Below are 15,289 nucleotides of genomic sequence, written 5' to 3'. Positions count from 1 at the left end.
TTCCCCATGGTTCATCATCATAACGCGATTTTTTCGCAGGAGAGTGACGATGTCTGACATGGCGAGGGAAAATCATGGCGACCTGATCGCATCCGACCGGGTCGAGGGCACCACCGTCTACAACCGACAGGGGGAGCGGCTGGGCCACATCTCGAACTTCATGGTGGACAAGCGCAGCGGGCAGGTCCGCTATGCCGTGCTGTCCTTCGGCGGCTTCCTGGGCATGGGCAGCGATCATTATCCGCTGCCCTGGTCGATGCTGAACTACGACACGGAAAAGGGCGGCTATGTGGTGGACTTGGCCAAGGACATATTGGACCAGGCGCCCCGCCACCTGCCGGACGAGCGCCCCGATTATGACGACGCCTATGGCCGCAGCGTCTTCCACTATTATGGGCTGATCTACCCCTGGTGAGGAGCGTTCCGGCGGTCCCGGGCTGCGCAAAGGCGGCGCCTCCGCGACCCTTTCGGCTATATGAACCCCAGATGAATCGGGTTGCCCAGATTTCGACACATTTTGTCGCTTGCCTATTGTCTACCAGATGAATAGAATTAACTCTCCCTCGACAATAGGACGAGGATTTGACCATGGAGCGATTCGGACATTCGGGAGATGCGCGCCAGCCGGTCGTGCTGACCATCCCCGGTCTCAACAATAGCGGGCCGGGCCATTGGCAGACGCTGTGGGAAGAAACGCGCGGCGATTGCGAGCGGGTCGATCTGGGAAGCTGGGCCAGCCCCAACCGCAACAGCTGGGTCACGCGGCTGGACGCGGCGATCCGGGCGGCGGACGGGCCGATCGTGCTGGCCGCGCACAGCCTGGGCTGCCTGGCCGTCGCATGGTGGGGCGCTTTGCAGAGCCAGGCCTATGGCTGGCCGGTGACGGGCGCGCTGCTGGTGGCGCCGCCCGATTGCGACCGCATGGAAACGCCGGAGACGATCGGCGGCTTCGGCCCCACGCCCCGCGCCCAACTGCCCTTTCCCTCGATCGTCGTGGCGAGCCGCAACGATCCCTATATCTTCTTCGAACGCGCCCACAGCATCGGCAAGAATTGGGGCAGCAGCTTCGTCGACGCCGGCTATTGCGGCCACATCAACGCGGAATCGGGCCTGGGCGAATGGCGCTTCGGCCAGGCGCTGCTGGAAAAACTGATCGACAATGCGCATGAGCAGGCCTCTGCAATGCGCCAGTTACGCCCCGCCATCCCGCTGGCGCATCAGGAGCGGCGATGGGCGGCGCTGCAGGTCAACGGCTGAAGTTATCGCATCGTTTCCGCGGAAAACCGGCCCTTCGACAGACTTTTCGCACGATGCTTCCGGGGCGCGACAAGAGAAACTTGAGCGCCCCTTATATTTGCTTTTTTGTCTATCAATATAGTTGAGATAAAGAGCGGCTAAGAGGTGTTTATGAGTGAAAACCGATCCATTGAATTCGCCCGCAACGGCCGCAGCGACGGGCAGCGCCACGACATCGCCGCCAGCATCGAAAAGGTGCGCAGCGTGCTGGAGGCGCTTCGTTTCGGGTCCGTCACGCTGACCGTGCACGACGCGCGCGTCGTGCAGATCGACGTGACGGAAAAGACGCGCCTCACCGCCTGAAGCAATAGCGGGGGCGCAAGGAAGATTCAGGGTTGCTGAACAAGGCCTGCAACAAGGGGCCGAATAACAGGTGGCAAGGGGTGGGCCACATTTTCCATTCCCAGACCAACGGCTTTGAGCGGACCACCGCAGAGGCCGCGATCAACATTCACCGGACATCCGGAAGGGGAATTACCATGATTGCGCGTTTTCTGTGGCTCGCCGGCGTGGCGAGCGCATCCATCATTGCGTCCAACGCGTCCGCGCAGGACGCGCCCCAGCCCGCCGCGGACAATAGCGAAAGCGCCGAACAAGCCACCGGCCGGGGCGAAGTGATCATCGTCACCGCCCGCCGCCGCGCCGAAACCGCGCAGGAAGTGCCGCTGGCGATCTCCGTCATCCGGGGCGACAGCATAGAGGCGACCGGCAATTTCAACGTCGTGAAGCTCCAGCAACTGGCGCCGACGCTTCAGGTCTACACCACCAATCCGCGCAACACGTCGGTCAACATCCGCGGCCTGGGCGTTCCCTTCGGCCTGACCAGCGACGGGTTCGAACAGGGCGTCGGCATCTATGTCGACGACGTCTATAACAGCCGCGTCGCCGCCGCGACCTTCGACTTCCTGGACGTCGCCCAGGTCGAAGTGCTGCGCGGCCCGCAGGGCACGCTCTACGGCAAGAACACCACGGCGGGCGCGATCAACATCACGACCAACCAGCCGACCTTCGATTTCGAAGGGCGCGCCGAACTGACGGTCGGCAACCTCAACTACAAGCAGGCGAAGGCCGCCATTTCCGGCCCGCTGTCGGACACCGTCGCCGCCCGCATCGCGGTGGCCGCGACCAGCCGCCGGGGCACGCTGTACAATGTGACGAGCCAGCGCTGGATCAACGAGCAGGACAATCTGGGCATTCGCGGCCAATTGCTGTTCAAGCCCAACGACGATTTCAGCATCACTTTGTCGGGCGACTACAGCAAGCAGGACCCGGAATGCTGCGGCACCGTGTTCGTGCGCGTCGGCACGACCCAGCGGCCGATCACGCGCCAATATGATGAGTTGGTCAAGGCGATCAACGCCAATCCCAACCCCGCCTTCCCCGGCCGCAACTATGCGGTGCCCAGCCGCAATCCCTATGACCGGCTGACCGACCTCGACAGCAGCCTGAACGCGGGCAACAAGATCGGCGGCGTATCGGCGCGGATCAAATGGGATGTCGGCCCCGGCACGCTGACCTCCGTCACCGCCTGGCGCTTCTGGGACTGGAAGCCGGAGAATGACCGCGACTTCACCGGCCTGTCGATCGTGTCCAAATCGCAGAACCCTTCGCAGCAGGACCAGTATAGCCAGGAATTCCGCTATAATTACGAAAGCCAGAAGATCGACTTCGTGGTCGGCCTGTTCGGCTTCAAGCAGCGGATCGACACCCAGGGCACCGAACAGCAGGGCGCGGACGCCAGCCGCTGGAGCCTGACCGGCGCGAATGCCGGGAATCCGAGCATCCTGCAAGGGCTGACCGCCAGCAACACGCAATGGCTCAAGAGCACCAGCGCGGCGCTGTTCGGCCAGCTAAGCTGGAAGGTGACCGACGCCCTCACCATCCAGCCCGGCGCCCGCCTGAACTACGACAAGAAGTCGGGCTTCTATCAGCGGATTGTCACGAACGGCCAAGGCCAGGCCATTTCGTGCGTCACGACGCCGGGCAACCCCCTACCGCCGGTGCTGGCGGCCCAGTGCGGCGTCTACCAGCCGCAGATCAGCGCCCCTTCGGACAGCGCCTGGAATTTCACCTACGACTTCAACGTCAATTACAAGATCGCGCAGGACATCCTGGCCTATGCGACCTATGCCAAGAGCTTCAAGACGCTGGGCATCAACCAGAACGGCTTGCCGCTCAACGCCGACAATACAGTGAATTTCGATGCGGGCACGGTGAAGCCTGAGTCAGTCAACCACTATGAAATCGGCCTCAAGACCCAATTCTGGAACCGCCGCGCCACCTTCAACCTCACCGCCTTCCGCACGGAGATCAAGAATTTCCAGGCGACGGTGAATGGCGGCCAGTTCGGCACGGTGCGCGGCTACCTCGCCAATGCGGAAAAGGTGCGGTCGCAGGGCATAGAGGCGGACTTCAAGGTCGTCGTCAGCGATCGCTTCACCGCCTATGCGAACGGCGCTTACACCGACGCCAAGTACAAGAAGTTCACCAATGCCCCCTGCCCGCCCGAACTGTCCGGGGGCACGTTGCAGCCGGCCAATCAGCCCGCCGATTATTCCAATGCGGGTGTTCCCAACACCCTCAGCCCGCGGGCATGCGACATCTCCGGCGACCGCCTGCCCGGCGTGTCGAAATGGGCCTTCTCCTACGGCGCGGAATATAACATTCCGGTCACGCTGCTGGACAAGGATGGCCAGCTCTATCTGGGCGTCGACGGCAATTACCGCTCGCACTGGAATTCCAACGCCTCGCCGTCCATCTACACGGAGGTTAAGGGCTATGCGCTGACCAACTTCCGCGCCGGTTTCCGGGGCGAAGGGTTCGACATCTTCGGCTGGGTCCGCAACGCCTTCGACGTGAACTATATCGAAAATCTCCAGGTCGCGCCGGGCAATACCGGCCTGATCGCCGGCCAGCCCGGCGACCCGCAGACCTGGGGCGGAACGATCAAATTCTCCTTCTGACCTTTTGAAAGAGGTTCACCCCTGCGGGGAGCGGCACGGCCCTGTCGCTCCCCGTATTTTTCGGGTTCGATGTCAGGATGACGTGCTCCTGCGCAGGCAGGAGCCCAGTTCGGACGGTGCGATGATCCACTAAGGACGGGACTGGGCTCCTGCCTGCGCAGGAGCACGTCACTTCCAACATATCGCCCGATTTGCGCCCGCCGCCGCTCTACGGTAGAGCGCAGCCATGTCCACGACCTTCACGCTCGACACCTCGACCAGCCGCGCCAATCCCACGCCCGTGCCGATGAAGCGCCTGACCGTGCCCGCCATCCAGCGCCGCAAGGCCGGGGGCAGGACGGAACAGCCGCTGGTGATGCTGACCGCCTATACGGCGCGGCAGGCGCAACTGCTCGACCCGCATTGCGACATGCTGCTGGTGGGCGATTCGCTGGGGCAGGTGATCTACGGCCTCCCCTCCACCCTGGCCGTCACGCTGGACATGATGATCGCCCATGGCGCGGCCGTGGTGCGGGGCAGCTATCACAGCGTCGTGCTGGTCGACATGCCCTTCGGCAGCTACGAAGCCTCCCCGCAACAGGCCTTCGCCAGCGCCAGCCGCGTCATGGCCGAAACCGGCTGCGCGGGCGTGAAGCTGGAGGGCGGCGCGGCGATGGCCGAAACCATCGCCTTCCTCAGCCAGCGCGGCATTCCCGTGATGGCGCATATCGGCCTCACCCCGCAGGCGGTGAACGCGCTGGGCGGCTATGGCGCGCGCGGCAAGAGCCGGGAGGAGCATGACAAGATCGTCTCCGACGCCCGCGCCGTGGCGCAGGCGGGCGCCTTCGGCATGGTGCTGGAGGGGGTGATGGAGGAGATCGCCGTCACCGTCACCGACAGCGTCGACGTGCCGGTGATCGGCATCGGCGCATCGGCCCATTGCGACGGGCAGGTCTTGGTGGCGGAGGACATGCTGGGCATGTTCGAACGGGTGCCCCGTTTCGTGAAACGCTACGAAAATATCGCGGAAACCATCGGCAACGCCGCCGCCCAATATGCGGCGGATGTCCGGAACCGGCACTTTCCGACCGAAGATCAGGTCTATCGGCCCAAAAAGTGAGTTGCGCGGGAAGCCCGCGCCGCTAAAGATCGCGCCTTCCGCGTGCCTTTTCTGACGAATTTCTGGAGACCCAAGTGGCCCTGACGCCGCAAAATAGCGAAGCCTTCATGCGCGAGGTGGACGAGGCCGTTCGGCAGGACCAGTTGCTGACCTTCTGGCAGCGCTTCGGCCGCTGGATCGTGGCGGCGGTGATCATCGGCCTCGCGGCCTTCGCCGGCTGGCTTTATTGGCAGCATTACACGAAGACGCAATCGCAGGCCGTGTCGGAGGAAATGGACAAGGCGATTTCCACGGCAATCGGCGGCGGCGCTCCGGACGCGAAGGAATTGGACAAGCTGACCCAGGCCAGCCAGCCCGGCTTCCGCGCCTCCGCCCTGCTGGTGAAGGCGGGCACGGCGGCGCGCAAGGGCGACAGCAAGGTCGCCATCGCCGCCTATAAGGCGATGGCCGACGACGCTTCGCTCGACCGGCCCTATCGCGATCTGGCGCTGATCCGCCAGACCACGCTGGAGTTCGAAACCCTCCAGCCGCAGCAGGTGGTCGACCGGCTGAAGCCCCTTGCCGTGGAGGGCGCGCCCTGGTTCGGCAGCGCCGGGGAACTGGTCGCGATCGCCTATATGAAGATGCGCAAGCCCGACCTCGCCGGGCCGCTGTTCGCCGCCATGGCGAAGGACAAGGACGTGCCCCAGTCGATCCGTTCGCGCGCGCGACAGATGGCGGGCTTATTGGGTGTGGATGCAGTCGAAACGCCGGTCGCGGCGGGACAGGAATGATTGGGCGCATGGGAATGCACAGCATGACGAAATTTTCGGGCGCCGGTCGCGCCGTGACCGTTGCCATGATGATCGCCCTGCTTGCGGGATGCGGCATTGTCGGCGGCAAGAAGGGCGGCCCCAAGACCCCGGTGGTCGGCAAGCGCACCTCGATCCTCAGCAATGAGCAGGGGGTGGAGGTCGACCCGACGCTGGCCGACGTGCCCGTGACCCTGCCCGAACCCTATGTGAACGACCAATGGTCGCAGCCGGGCGGCAGCCCCGCCAAGACCATGGGCAATCTGGCGCTGGGCGCTTCGCCCGCGCGGGCCTGGACCGTGTCCATCGCGGGCAGCACGCCGCAGGCCCGCCTCGCCTCCGCCCCGGTGGTGGTGGGCGGCAAGCTCTATGTGATCGACGCCGATGCGCGGGTGATCGCGTTCGACGCGAACAGCGGCGCGAAGCTGTGGCAGACCCCGCTCCCCGCCGCGGGCAGCGGCCGCGCCCTGTTCGGCGGCGGCGTCAGCGTCGTCGACGGAAAACTCTATGCCAGCACCGGCATCGGCGATGTCGCGGCGATCGACGCGAACACAGGCGCCATCCTGTGGAAGAAGCGCCCCGGCGGCCCGCTGCGCGGCGCGCCGACGCTGGCCAACGGCCATGTCTATGTGATGGGGCAGGACAACCAGATCTTCGCCCTCAACCAGAGCGACGGCGAAGTGCAGTGGACCGACAGCGGCACGCTGCAAGTCACCGGCATCTTCGGCGTGGCCGCCCCGGCCGCCGCGCAGGGCACGGTGATCGCGGGTTACAGTTCGGGCGAACTCACCGCCTATCGCTATGAAAATGGCCGGACGCTGTGGGGCGACGCCCTGTCGCGCACCAGCATCTCGACCGCCGTGGCGACGCTGACCGACATCGACGCCGATCCGGTGATCGACCGGGGCCGGGTCTTCGCCATCGGCCAGGGCGGCCGCATGGCCAGCTACGAACTGGTGAGCGGCCAGCGGCTCTGGGAAATCAACATTGCGGGCATCTCCACCCCCTCGGTCGTGGGCGAATGGGTGTTCGCGGTGACGAGCGACGCGAAGCTGCTCTGCGTCGCCCGCGCCACCGGCAAGATCCGCTGGATCAGCCAGCTTCGCCGCTGGGAAAAGGAAAAGAAGAAGGACAAGGCGATCCGCTGGACCGGCCCGGTGCTGGCGGGCGGGCGGCTGGTGCTGGTGTCGACCCATGGCGACCTCAACTATGTCGATCCGGCGACCGGCAATATACAGGCCCAAATCGATCTGGACCGGTCGATGTCGCTGTCGCCGGTGGTCGCGAACAACACGCTCTATATCCTGGCGGATGACGGCAAGCTGACGGCGTTTCGCTGACGCCATCGATGATGTTAGTAACCGTGCTCCTGCGAAGGCAGGAGCCCAGTCCAAGCGTTGGAACTGGGCTCCTGCCTTCGCAGGAGCACTCATAGTTTAAAGGAATAGGGCCTCTCATGCTGCCCACCGTTGCCATCGTCGGACGCCCCAATGTAGGCAAGTCCACCCTTTTCAACCGGCTCGTCGGCAAGAAGCTGGCGCTGGTCGACGACCAGCCCGGCGTGACCCGCGACCGGCGGGAGGGGCAGGCGAACCTGCTGGGCGTCGATTTCACCATCATCGACACCGCCGGTTATGAGGATGAAGACCCGCAGACCCTGCCCGGCCGCATGCGCATGCAGACGCAGGCGGCGGTGGAAAATGCCGATGTCGCGCTGTTCGTCGTCGACGCCCGCGCCGGAATCACCCCGCTGGACGAGGAAATCGCCCGCTGGCTGCGCGAGGGCGACGCCCCGGTCGTGCTGATGGCCAACAAGGCGGAGGGCAAGGCGGGCGACGACGGCGTGATGGAGGCGTTCAGCCTGGGCCTGGGCGACCCCGTCCCCTTTTCCGCCGAACATGGCCAGGGCTTGGCCGACCTGTTCCAGGCGCTGCTCCCCTATATCGACCGCGAGGAGGAGGAAGAGGAGGAAGGCGAACCGGACGAGGCCGATTTCGAATCCGCGCCGCTGAAACTCGCCATCGTCGGCCGCCCCAATGCGGGCAAGTCGACCCTGATCAACCGCCTGCTGGGCGAGAACCGCCTTCTGACCGGCCCCGAAGCAGGCATCACCCGCGACAGCATCGCCGTCGACTGGCAATGGACCGACCCGGACGGCAACGAACGCCCCGTCCGCCTGATCGACACGGCGGGCATGCGCAAGCGCGCCAAGGTGCAGGACAAGCTGGAAAAGCTGGCGGTTTCGGACGGCCTGAACGCTGTGAACTTCGCCGAAGTGGTGGTGCTGCTGCTCGATTCCACCCGCGGGCTGGAGGCGCAGGATCTGCGCATCGCCGACAAGGTGATCGAGGAAGGCCGCGCCCTCGTCGTCGCGCTCAACAAATGGGACACGGTGGAAAACGGCTCGGCCCTCTATCAGGGCATCAAGCAGGCGCTGTCCGACGGCCTTGCGCAGATACGCGGCGTGCCGATCATGACCGTCTCCGCCGCCACCGGCAAGGGGCTGGACGACCTGATCCGCGTCGCCTTCGAAACCCGCACCGCCTGGTCGCAGCGCGTATCGACCGGCATCCTCAACCGCTGGTTCGAACGCGCGCTGGAGGCGAATCCGCCCCCCGCCCCCGGCGGCAAGCGGATCAAGCTGCGCTACATCACCCAGAACAAGACCCGTCCCCCGACCTTCGTGCTGTTCGGCACGCGGCTGGACGAATTGCCGGAAAGCTACCGCCGCTATCTGGTGAACGGCATCCGCAAGGAACTGGGATTCGGCGCCGTGCCGGTGCGGCTGACGCTGCGCAGCGCCAAGAACCCCTATGCCACAAAGTGAAGCGGCGCATATCGACGCCAGGGGCATGAAATGCCCGTGGCCCGCGCTGCGCGTGGCGCGGGCGATGCGATCCGCCGACGCCGTGACGATCCAGGCTGACGATCCCGTCGCGGCCAAGGAACTGGAGGCGCTGGCGAAGCAACAGGGTTGGGCCTTCACGGCAAAGGCGCCGCATCTCTTCGCTCTTGCTCGGTCGCTTTGACGATCCCACCCGACTTAACCCCCTATTTACGCTCCTCTTCTATATTCCCCACGGCAGAGCAGGGAGTGTCAGGGTGTCATATCAAGAGGCCGAACTGGTCAATTGGACGGAGTTTGCCAAATCCCGTTCGGAGCTGGGCGCCGCCTTCCTCCGGATCCTGGGCTATTTCCGCGAGGACGGCGAAAAGGCGATCGGCGCCATCGAGGAGGCCTTTCGCGCCCGCAACGCCGCCGCGCTGGTCGCGCCGGCCCACAAGCTGAAGGGCGAGTCGGCCCAGTTCGGCGCCTATCGGCTCAGCGCCATGGCCGAGAAGATCGAAATGGTCGCCCGCCGTTGCGTCGAAAGCCGGGAAGGCCCGGATGAATTGATCGAGGATGTGGTCGCGCTGCGGCCCTGCTTCACAGAGACGATGGCGCTGCTCGACCGCGACGCCAACCCGCTGGTGGCGCGCCGGCCGCAGGGTTTCGGCCGCCGCATCGACAGTCCGGCCCAGGGATTCGGTCGCGCCGCCGGCTGAATGCTCGGGCCGTTATTTGCGGGCGTTAGGCGCGCCGTGCGCCTGCTGAGGCAGGAGCGCGCAAAGTTTCCCGAAGACCTCCGCATTCCATCCGCCCCGAACCGGCATTGAAATGGAACGAGTCCGCCCCCCATATTCGGCCATGACCCGTTTCTCCGTCCTGGACCTCGTTCCCGTCAACGAAGGCGGCACCGTCGGCGAAGCGCTTGGCCGCGCCGCCGACTTTGCCGCCCATGCCGAAAGCCTTGGCTTCCACCGCTATTGGGTGGCGGAGCATCATGGCATGCCGGGCATCGCGTCGGCCGCAACGGCCGTGGTGCTGGCGCATATCGGACGGGCGACCGACCGCATCCGCATCGGCGCGGGCGGCATCATGCTGCCCAATCATGCGCCGCTGCTGATCGCGGAGCAGTTCGGCACGCTGGCGGCGCTCTTTCCCGGCCGCGTCGACCTCGGCCTTGGCCGCGCTCCCGGTTCCGACCAGCGCGTGGCCCAGGCCATGCGGCGGACGCTGTCCGGCGGCCCGGACGAATTTCCCCGCGACGTGATGGAATTGCAGGCCTATTTCGCCGGCGACGCGCGCCTCGGCTTCCAGGCGACCCCCGGCGCGGGCGAGGACGTGCCGCTCTGGGTTCTGGGTTCCAGCCTCTATGGCGCGCAACTCGCCGCCGCGCTAGGCCTGCCCTACGCCTTCGCCTCGCACTTCGCGCCCGGCGCGCTGGACGAGGCCGTCGCCATCTACCGCCGCGATTTCCAGCCCTCTGCGCAGCTTGCTCATCCCTATGTGATGGCGGGCTACAATGTCTTCGCAGCCGACACGGCGGAGGAGGCGCGGCTGATCGCCACCTCCATGCAGCAGGCCTTCGTGCGCCTGCGCACCGGCCGGCCGGGCAAGCTGCAACCACCCGTCGCCGGCTATTATGAAAGCCTGCCGCCGCAGGCGCAGGCGATGCTGGCCGATGTGCTGAGCGCTTCCACCATCGGCACCCAGGCCGATGTCGAGCGCGACCTGGCCGCCTTCATCCGCCGCACCCAGGTGGATGAGGTCATCATCGGCGGCCAGATCCATGATTTCGAGGCGCGCAAGCGCAGCCTGGAGATCGCCATGGCGGCGGCCGGTCGAGTGGCGTCAGGCAGCCATCAGGCGGCCGCCGCTCAATAGCTTCGCCAGCCCCGGCGCGGCGCGGCTGAGCAGTGATCCCAACAGGATCACCGCGACCAGCACCAGCAGCGGCTGCACCAGCAGATAGGCAGGATAAAAGGGCGATCCCAGCTTGCCGAACACCACCCCCAGCACCGGCCCGCCCAGCCAGATCAGGATGAGGTGGGAGCAGAAGAGGAAAAAGGCGAAGGGCTCGATCCGCAGCAGCATGCCCCGCGCCGCGCTGGCCGCCAGCGACCAGGCGAAGCGCCAGAAGAACAGCGCCGCCGCGACCCGCACCGCCATGTCCAGCGTCGCCGCGCCGATGCCCGGCGGCAACACGCCCGGATGCAGGGACATATAGAGCTGCGCGCTCATCAGCAGCGCAAAGGGCGCCGCCGCCGCCGTCCAGGGCAGCGCAGCCACCCGGTCGGCCAGCCCCTCGCGCCGCGCCACGATGCCCATGATGAAGAAGAACAGGATGGAGGCGCGCATCAGCACCGGCGGCCCCCATCCCATGATCTGGCACAGCGCCGCCATCGCCGCCACCGCGCCCAACGCCCAGCCCGGCAGGCGAACGAACAGGGGCGCGGCCAGCATGCACAGGAACAGGTCGCGCAGGAACGGCATCTGCACGTTGATGTCGGGATTGCGGCTGACGATGAACAATTCCTGGAACATCCAGCCGGTGGACGATGGCACCGGCGCCGACAGGCCCAGCGCCCAGGCCGCGCCGGACACGAACAGGATCGCCAGCGCATTCCACAGGATCATCGGCAGCAGGATCGTCCGCACCTTCCGCCCGACATGGCGCAGCCAGTCATGGGTCCGCGACGACCCCTCCACCAGCCAGCCGGAAATCAGGCCCAGCAGGGGCACGGCGCTGCGCCCGAAAACCTCCATCAGGCCCCAGCGCAGGCTGTCCTGCGCCGTGCCCCTCAGGCTTTCCAGGTCATGGCCGTTCAGGCCCGTCCAGGCATGGACGTACACCACACCCAATATGCAGATCACCCGCGCGATGGAAATCGCGTCGGACCGCCGGGCCGCATCGGTCGTCAGCACCCGGGACACAGGATTTTCCCGATTTCCGGCCGATGTTTCAAAAGCCAAGCCTGACACGCATTTCCTCTGACCATCGCGGCGCGGGCCTGGCCGCACCTTCAACATGGGCGAGGGATAAGCAGATTCTTTACCAGTCGCCGGTTAAATCGATCCGACGTGCCGGAATCCCGTCCGGTCGAGGGGAAAAACAGGTTCATGACCCAGATGCACGGTGCAGACCATTTCGCAGGCGCGCAGCCGCATGCCTTCCAGCCTCCGGCCGACGCCATGGGGATGGTCTTCCAGATCGCCGGGTCCAGTTCGCAATTGATCATCGACGCCACGCGCATCGCCGCGCTGTCGCGCGATCCCGATCCTTCGCTCGCCATGGCGGGGCAGGTCGGCAGCCAGGTGAAGATGCGCGTCGGCCATGTCTGGCTGATCGCCAGCGTCCGCGCCATGGCCATGGATCGGCAGGACAGCAACAACATCATCGTCGACATCGACTTTCTGGGCGAAGGCGATGAGGAGAAGCTGACGGGGCGCATCTACCGCTTCCGCCGGGGCGTCACCCGTTATCCCACGCCGGGGACGGAGGTCTATCCGGTGTCGAGCGCGGACATGCAGCAGATCTATTCGGCCGACGACCGCCCCCATGTGCAGATCGGCACCGTCTATCCCACGTCCGACACCCGCGCCGCGCTTTATGTCGATTCGATGCTGGGCAAGCACTTCGCGCTGCTGGGTTCGACCGGCACCGGCAAGTCGACCAGCGCCGCCCTCATCCTGCACCGCATCTGCGACCTGTCGCCGCAGGGGCATATCGTGATGATCGATCCCCATGGCGAATATGGCGCCGCCTTCCAGCACAATGGCGCCGTCTATGACGTCAACAACCTGGCCCTCCCCTATTGGCTGATGAATTTCGAGGAGCATTGCGAGGTGTTCGTCACCTCCGAAGGCTCCGAGCGGACGGTGGATTGCGACATCCTCGCCAAATGCCTGCTGGCCGCGCGGTCGAAGAACCGGCTGGCGGAGAGCATCGGCCGGCTGACCGTCGATTCGCCCGTCCCCTATCTGCTGTCGGACCTTACCAACATCCTCCAGAACGAGATGGGGAAGCTGGACAAGGGCACCGGATCGCTGCCCTATATGCGGCTCAAGACCAAGATCGACGAGATCAAGAGCGATCCGCGCTACAGCTTCATGTTCTCCGGCATGCTGGTCGCGGATTCGATGCAGGAATTCATCGCCAAGATCTTCCGCCTGCCCTCCGGCGGCAAGCCGATCTCGATCATCGACGTGTCGTCCATGCCGTCCGACATCACATCCGTGGTGGTGTCGGTTCTGTCGCGGCTGGTGTTCGACTATGCGCTGTGGGCGCGCGACGAGCCGCAACGCCCGATCCTGCTCGTCTGCGAGGAAGCGCATCGCTACATCCCCAGCAGCACCAGCGGCGGCGGCCAGGCCGTGCGCCGCATCCTGGAACGGATCGCCAAGGAAGGCCGCAAATATGGCGTGTCGCTGGGCCTCATCACCCAGCGTCCGTCGGACCTGGCCGAAGGCGTGCTGTCGCAATGCGGCACGATCATCTCGATGCGCCTCAACAACGACCGCGACCAGGCCTTCGTGAAGGCCGCCATGCCCGAAGGCGCGCGCGGCTTCCTCGATTCCATCCCCGCCCTGCGCAACCGGGAGGCGATCATCTGCGGCGAAGGCGTCGCCGTCCCGATCCGCGTGGCGCTCGACAATCTGGAGGAGGAGCGGCGTCCAGCCTCGGGCGATCCGAGCTTCACGGAACTCTGGCGCCAGTCCGGCGGCGAAGCGGACATCCTCGACCGCACGATCACGCGCTGGCGCAGCCAGGGCCGGTAAGCGATTATCCCGCCGGGACGATCCTTCCGGCTGGCTCGCTCTCCGCATTGATACTTTCGCGGCACTCCTCTTCGTCCACGGGGACGAGCAGCTTCGCCTTGCGCCACCCGCCCTGCAGGTAAACCAGGCCGGCCAGCAGGAAGGACGACGCCGACCCTGCGGGAAAGCTCAGCCACAATGCGTCCGCCCCCAGATGCGGATAGCCCAGATGGTAGAAGCCCAGCCGCACCGCGAAGAGGGTGAAGACCAGGATCAGCAGCGGTCGCACCACCACGCCATTGGCCCGCATCACGCCGAACAGGATCATCGTCCCGCCGAACAGCACGAAGCTCCAGCTCGCCAGGAGCTGCATGTGCCAGGCGGCGGCGATGGCGGCTTCGTTCCGTCCCAGGAACAGCGCCAGCAGCGGCGCGTGGAACAGCAGGATCACCGCCACCATCATGCCGGTGATCAGCAGCAGATAACCCATGCCATATCCGGTGATCCGGCCGATCCGGTCCCATCGTCCCGCGCCGATATTCTGCGCCGCCATGGCGCTGACCGCCGCGCCCATCGCCATGGCCGGCATCTGGAGATAGGTCCAGATCTGCTGGGCCGCGCCATAGGCCGCGGTGACCAGAAACCCCTCCCGGTTGACGAGGCCGATCATCACCAGCCCTGACGCGGACATGACGATCATCTGCAATCCCATGGGCAACCCCTTGCCGAACAGGACGCGCATCTGGTCCGGCGCGGGGCGGAGATAAGCCAGTTCCCGCCCGCGCAGGCGCAACGGCAGATCCTTCGCATAGGTGTAAAGGACAAGGCCGATCAGGCTGACGACGCCCGCCGCCGCCGTTGCCGCGGCCGACCCGCCTATGCCCATCGCCGGGATCGGCCCCAGGCCCAGGATCAGCACCGGGTTCAGGACCAGGTCGACGCCCACGCTGACGAACATGAAGATCAGCGGCGTCCGCGCATCGCCCGTCCCGCGCAGGCCCATCATCATCATGACGCTGAGCAGAGAGGCGGGCATGGCGACGAAGATCACCCGCAAATAGACGAGCGCCAGGTCGAACGCCTCCGCCGGGGTCGCCAGCAGCCGCAGCAAGGCGGGCGCGCCGATCCAGCCGCCGGTCGCCACGACCAACCCCAGCAGGGTGCAAAAGCCGACGGCCGATCCGAACGCCCGGCGCGCCGCGTCCAGGTCGCCCCGTCCCACCGCCTGCGCGATCATCACCGTCGACGCCATGCCGAAGCCGAAGACGACGGAGAACATCAGGAACATGGTGATGTTCGCATTGGCCGTCGCCGCCAGCGCCTGCGCGCCCAGGAAACGGCCGACCCATATGGCGTTGATCGATCCGTTCAGCGACTGGAGGATGTTGGACGCCAATGTCGGGATGGCGAACAGCAACAGGGCCGATGCGATCGGCCCCTGCGTCAGATCCCTGCCGCGCCATTCCCGTGCAACCATGCGTCCCCCTTTTCGGATGGAAACCGGGGCGACCACCCATCGTCCCCGGTTCTTTCTCGGCGCGCCCCGGCCGACGTACCT

General features: G+C 65.7%; 14 protein-coding genes. 12 read left to right on the top strand and 2 right to left on the bottom strand.

Translation table 11 applies throughout. The features are described from left to right. Positions 1–49 precede the first annotated feature (49 nt). From SIDU_RS02670 to SIDU_RS02620, 11 genes are all read left to right on the top strand, one after another. Positions 50–415, top strand: coding sequence for a PRC-barrel domain-containing protein (locus tag SIDU_RS02670; protein WP_007684193.1), 366 nt, complete (start codon positions 50–52; stop codon positions 413–415). 173 nt (positions 416–588) lie between these two features. Continuing rightward, positions 589–1,257 (top strand): RBBP9/YdeN family alpha/beta hydrolase, encoded by a 669-nt coding sequence (locus SIDU_RS02665; RefSeq protein ID WP_007684191.1) that lies wholly within the window; start codon positions 589–591, stop codon positions 1,255–1,257. Positions 1,258–1,407: 150 nt separating this feature from the next. After that, positions 1,408–1,599, top strand: coding sequence for a YezD family protein (locus SIDU_RS02660; RefSeq protein WP_007684190.1), 192 nt, complete (start codon positions 1,408–1,410; stop codon positions 1,597–1,599). Positions 1,600–1,775: 176 nt separating this feature from the next. Beyond that, on the top strand, positions 1,776–4,259 hold the full coding sequence (locus tag SIDU_RS02655) for a TonB-dependent receptor (RefSeq protein WP_025772628.1): 2,484 nt from the start codon (positions 1,776–1,778) through the stop codon (positions 4,257–4,259). A gap of 226 nt (positions 4,260–4,485) precedes the next feature. Continuing rightward, positions 4,486–5,358, top strand: a complete 873-nt coding sequence (gene panB, locus SIDU_RS02650) for a 3-methyl-2-oxobutanoate hydroxymethyltransferase (protein WP_007684188.1) — start codon at positions 4,486–4,488, stop codon at positions 5,356–5,358. Positions 5,359–5,432: 74 nt separating this feature from the next. Continuing rightward, positions 5,433–6,131 carry a tetratricopeptide repeat protein gene (locus SIDU_RS02645; protein ID WP_007684187.1) on the top strand — a complete coding sequence of 233 codons (699 nt, stop codon included), beginning with the start codon at positions 5,433–5,435 and terminating at the stop codon, positions 6,129–6,131. Between the two features lie 14 nt (positions 6,132–6,145). After that, positions 6,146–7,489: an outer membrane protein assembly factor BamB family protein gene (locus SIDU_RS02640; RefSeq protein WP_007684186.1), complete on the top strand. Its 1,344-nt coding sequence runs from the start codon at positions 6,146–6,148 to the stop codon at positions 7,487–7,489. Positions 7,490–7,605: 116 nt separating this feature from the next. Next, positions 7,606–8,976 carry a ribosome biogenesis GTPase Der gene (gene der / locus SIDU_RS02635; protein ID WP_007684185.1) on the top strand — a complete coding sequence of 457 codons (1,371 nt, stop codon included), beginning with the start codon at positions 7,606–7,608 and terminating at the stop codon, positions 8,974–8,976. Further along, positions 8,963–9,178 (top strand): sulfurtransferase TusA family protein, encoded by a 216-nt coding sequence (locus SIDU_RS02630; RefSeq protein ID WP_007684184.1) that lies wholly within the window; start codon positions 8,963–8,965, stop codon positions 9,176–9,178. The genes der and SIDU_RS02630 overlap by 14 nt, the downstream gene beginning before the upstream one ends. 73 nt (positions 9,179–9,251) lie before the next feature. Further along, positions 9,252–9,695 carry an Hpt domain-containing protein gene (locus tag SIDU_RS02625; RefSeq protein WP_007684183.1) on the top strand — a complete coding sequence of 148 codons (444 nt, stop codon included), beginning with the start codon at positions 9,252–9,254 and terminating at the stop codon, positions 9,693–9,695. Positions 9,696–9,837: 142 nt separating this feature from the next. After that, positions 9,838–10,857 (top strand): LLM class flavin-dependent oxidoreductase, encoded by a 1,020-nt coding sequence (locus tag SIDU_RS02620; protein WP_007684182.1) that lies wholly within the window; start codon positions 9,838–9,840, stop codon positions 10,855–10,857. Here the strand turns inward: SIDU_RS02620 and SIDU_RS02615 are convergent. Further along, positions 10,825–11,946, bottom strand: a complete 1,122-nt coding sequence (locus SIDU_RS02615; RefSeq protein WP_007684181.1) for an acyltransferase family protein — start codon at positions 11,944–11,946, stop codon at positions 10,825–10,827. The two genes, SIDU_RS02620 and SIDU_RS02615, sit on opposite strands and share 33 nt — an antisense overlap. Positions 11,947–12,093: 147 nt before the next feature. Between SIDU_RS02615 and SIDU_RS02610 the strand changes: the two genes are divergently transcribed. Beyond that, positions 12,094–13,752, top strand: a complete 1,659-nt coding sequence (locus tag SIDU_RS02610) for an ATP-binding protein (protein ID WP_007684179.1) — start codon at positions 12,094–12,096, stop codon at positions 13,750–13,752. Between the two features lie 4 nt (positions 13,753–13,756). On the opposite strand, the gene SIDU_RS02605 is transcribed toward SIDU_RS02610, so the two are convergent. After that, entirely contained in the window at positions 13,757–15,208 is a 1,452-nt protein-coding gene (locus SIDU_RS02605; RefSeq protein WP_007684165.1) for an MATE family efflux transporter, read from the bottom strand. Between the last annotated feature and the right edge of the window lie 81 nt (positions 15,209–15,289).

The organism is Sphingobium indicum B90A, assembly GCF_000264945.2.
Classification (GTDB): Bacteria; Pseudomonadota; Alphaproteobacteria; order Sphingomonadales; family Sphingomonadaceae; genus Sphingobium; species Sphingobium indicum.
The sequence above is the reverse complement of the archived record's forward strand: the minus strand, read 5'-3'. Positions and strand labels throughout refer to the sequence as shown.

What these genes read in the sequence shown, in the direction of transcription:
- SIDU_RS02670 (WP_007684193.1), top strand. Translation starts at nt 50, where the DNA reads ATGTCTGACATGGCGAGGGAAAATCATGGCGACCTGATCGCATCCGAC.
- SIDU_RS02665 (WP_007684191.1), top strand. Translation starts at nt 589, where the DNA reads ATGGAGCGATTCGGACATTCGGGAGATGCGCGCCAGCCGGTCGTGCTG.
- SIDU_RS02660 (WP_007684190.1), top strand. Translation starts at nt 1,408, where the DNA reads ATGAGTGAAAACCGATCCATTGAATTCGCCCGCAACGGCCGCAGCGAC.
- SIDU_RS02655 (WP_025772628.1), top strand. Translation starts at nt 1,776, where the DNA reads ATGATTGCGCGTTTTCTGTGGCTCGCCGGCGTGGCGAGCGCATCCATC.
- panB (WP_007684188.1), top strand. Translation starts at nt 4,486, where the DNA reads ATGTCCACGACCTTCACGCTCGACACCTCGACCAGCCGCGCCAATCCC.
- SIDU_RS02640 (WP_007684186.1), top strand. Translation starts at nt 6,146, where the DNA reads ATGCACAGCATGACGAAATTTTCGGGCGCCGGTCGCGCCGTGACCGTT.
- der (WP_007684185.1), top strand. Translation starts at nt 7,606, where the DNA reads ATGCTGCCCACCGTTGCCATCGTCGGACGCCCCAATGTAGGCAAGTCC.
- SIDU_RS02630 (WP_007684184.1), top strand. Translation starts at nt 8,963, where the DNA reads ATGCCACAAAGTGAAGCGGCGCATATCGACGCCAGGGGCATGAAATGC.
- SIDU_RS02620 (WP_007684182.1), top strand. Translation starts at nt 9,838, where the DNA reads ATGACCCGTTTCTCCGTCCTGGACCTCGTTCCCGTCAACGAAGGCGGC.
- SIDU_RS02610 (WP_007684179.1), top strand. Translation starts at nt 12,094, where the DNA reads ATGACCCAGATGCACGGTGCAGACCATTTCGCAGGCGCGCAGCCGCAT.
- SIDU_RS02605 (WP_007684165.1), bottom strand. Translation starts at nt 15,208, where the DNA reads ATGGTTGCACGGGAATGGCGCGGCAGGGATCTGACGCAGGGGCCGATC.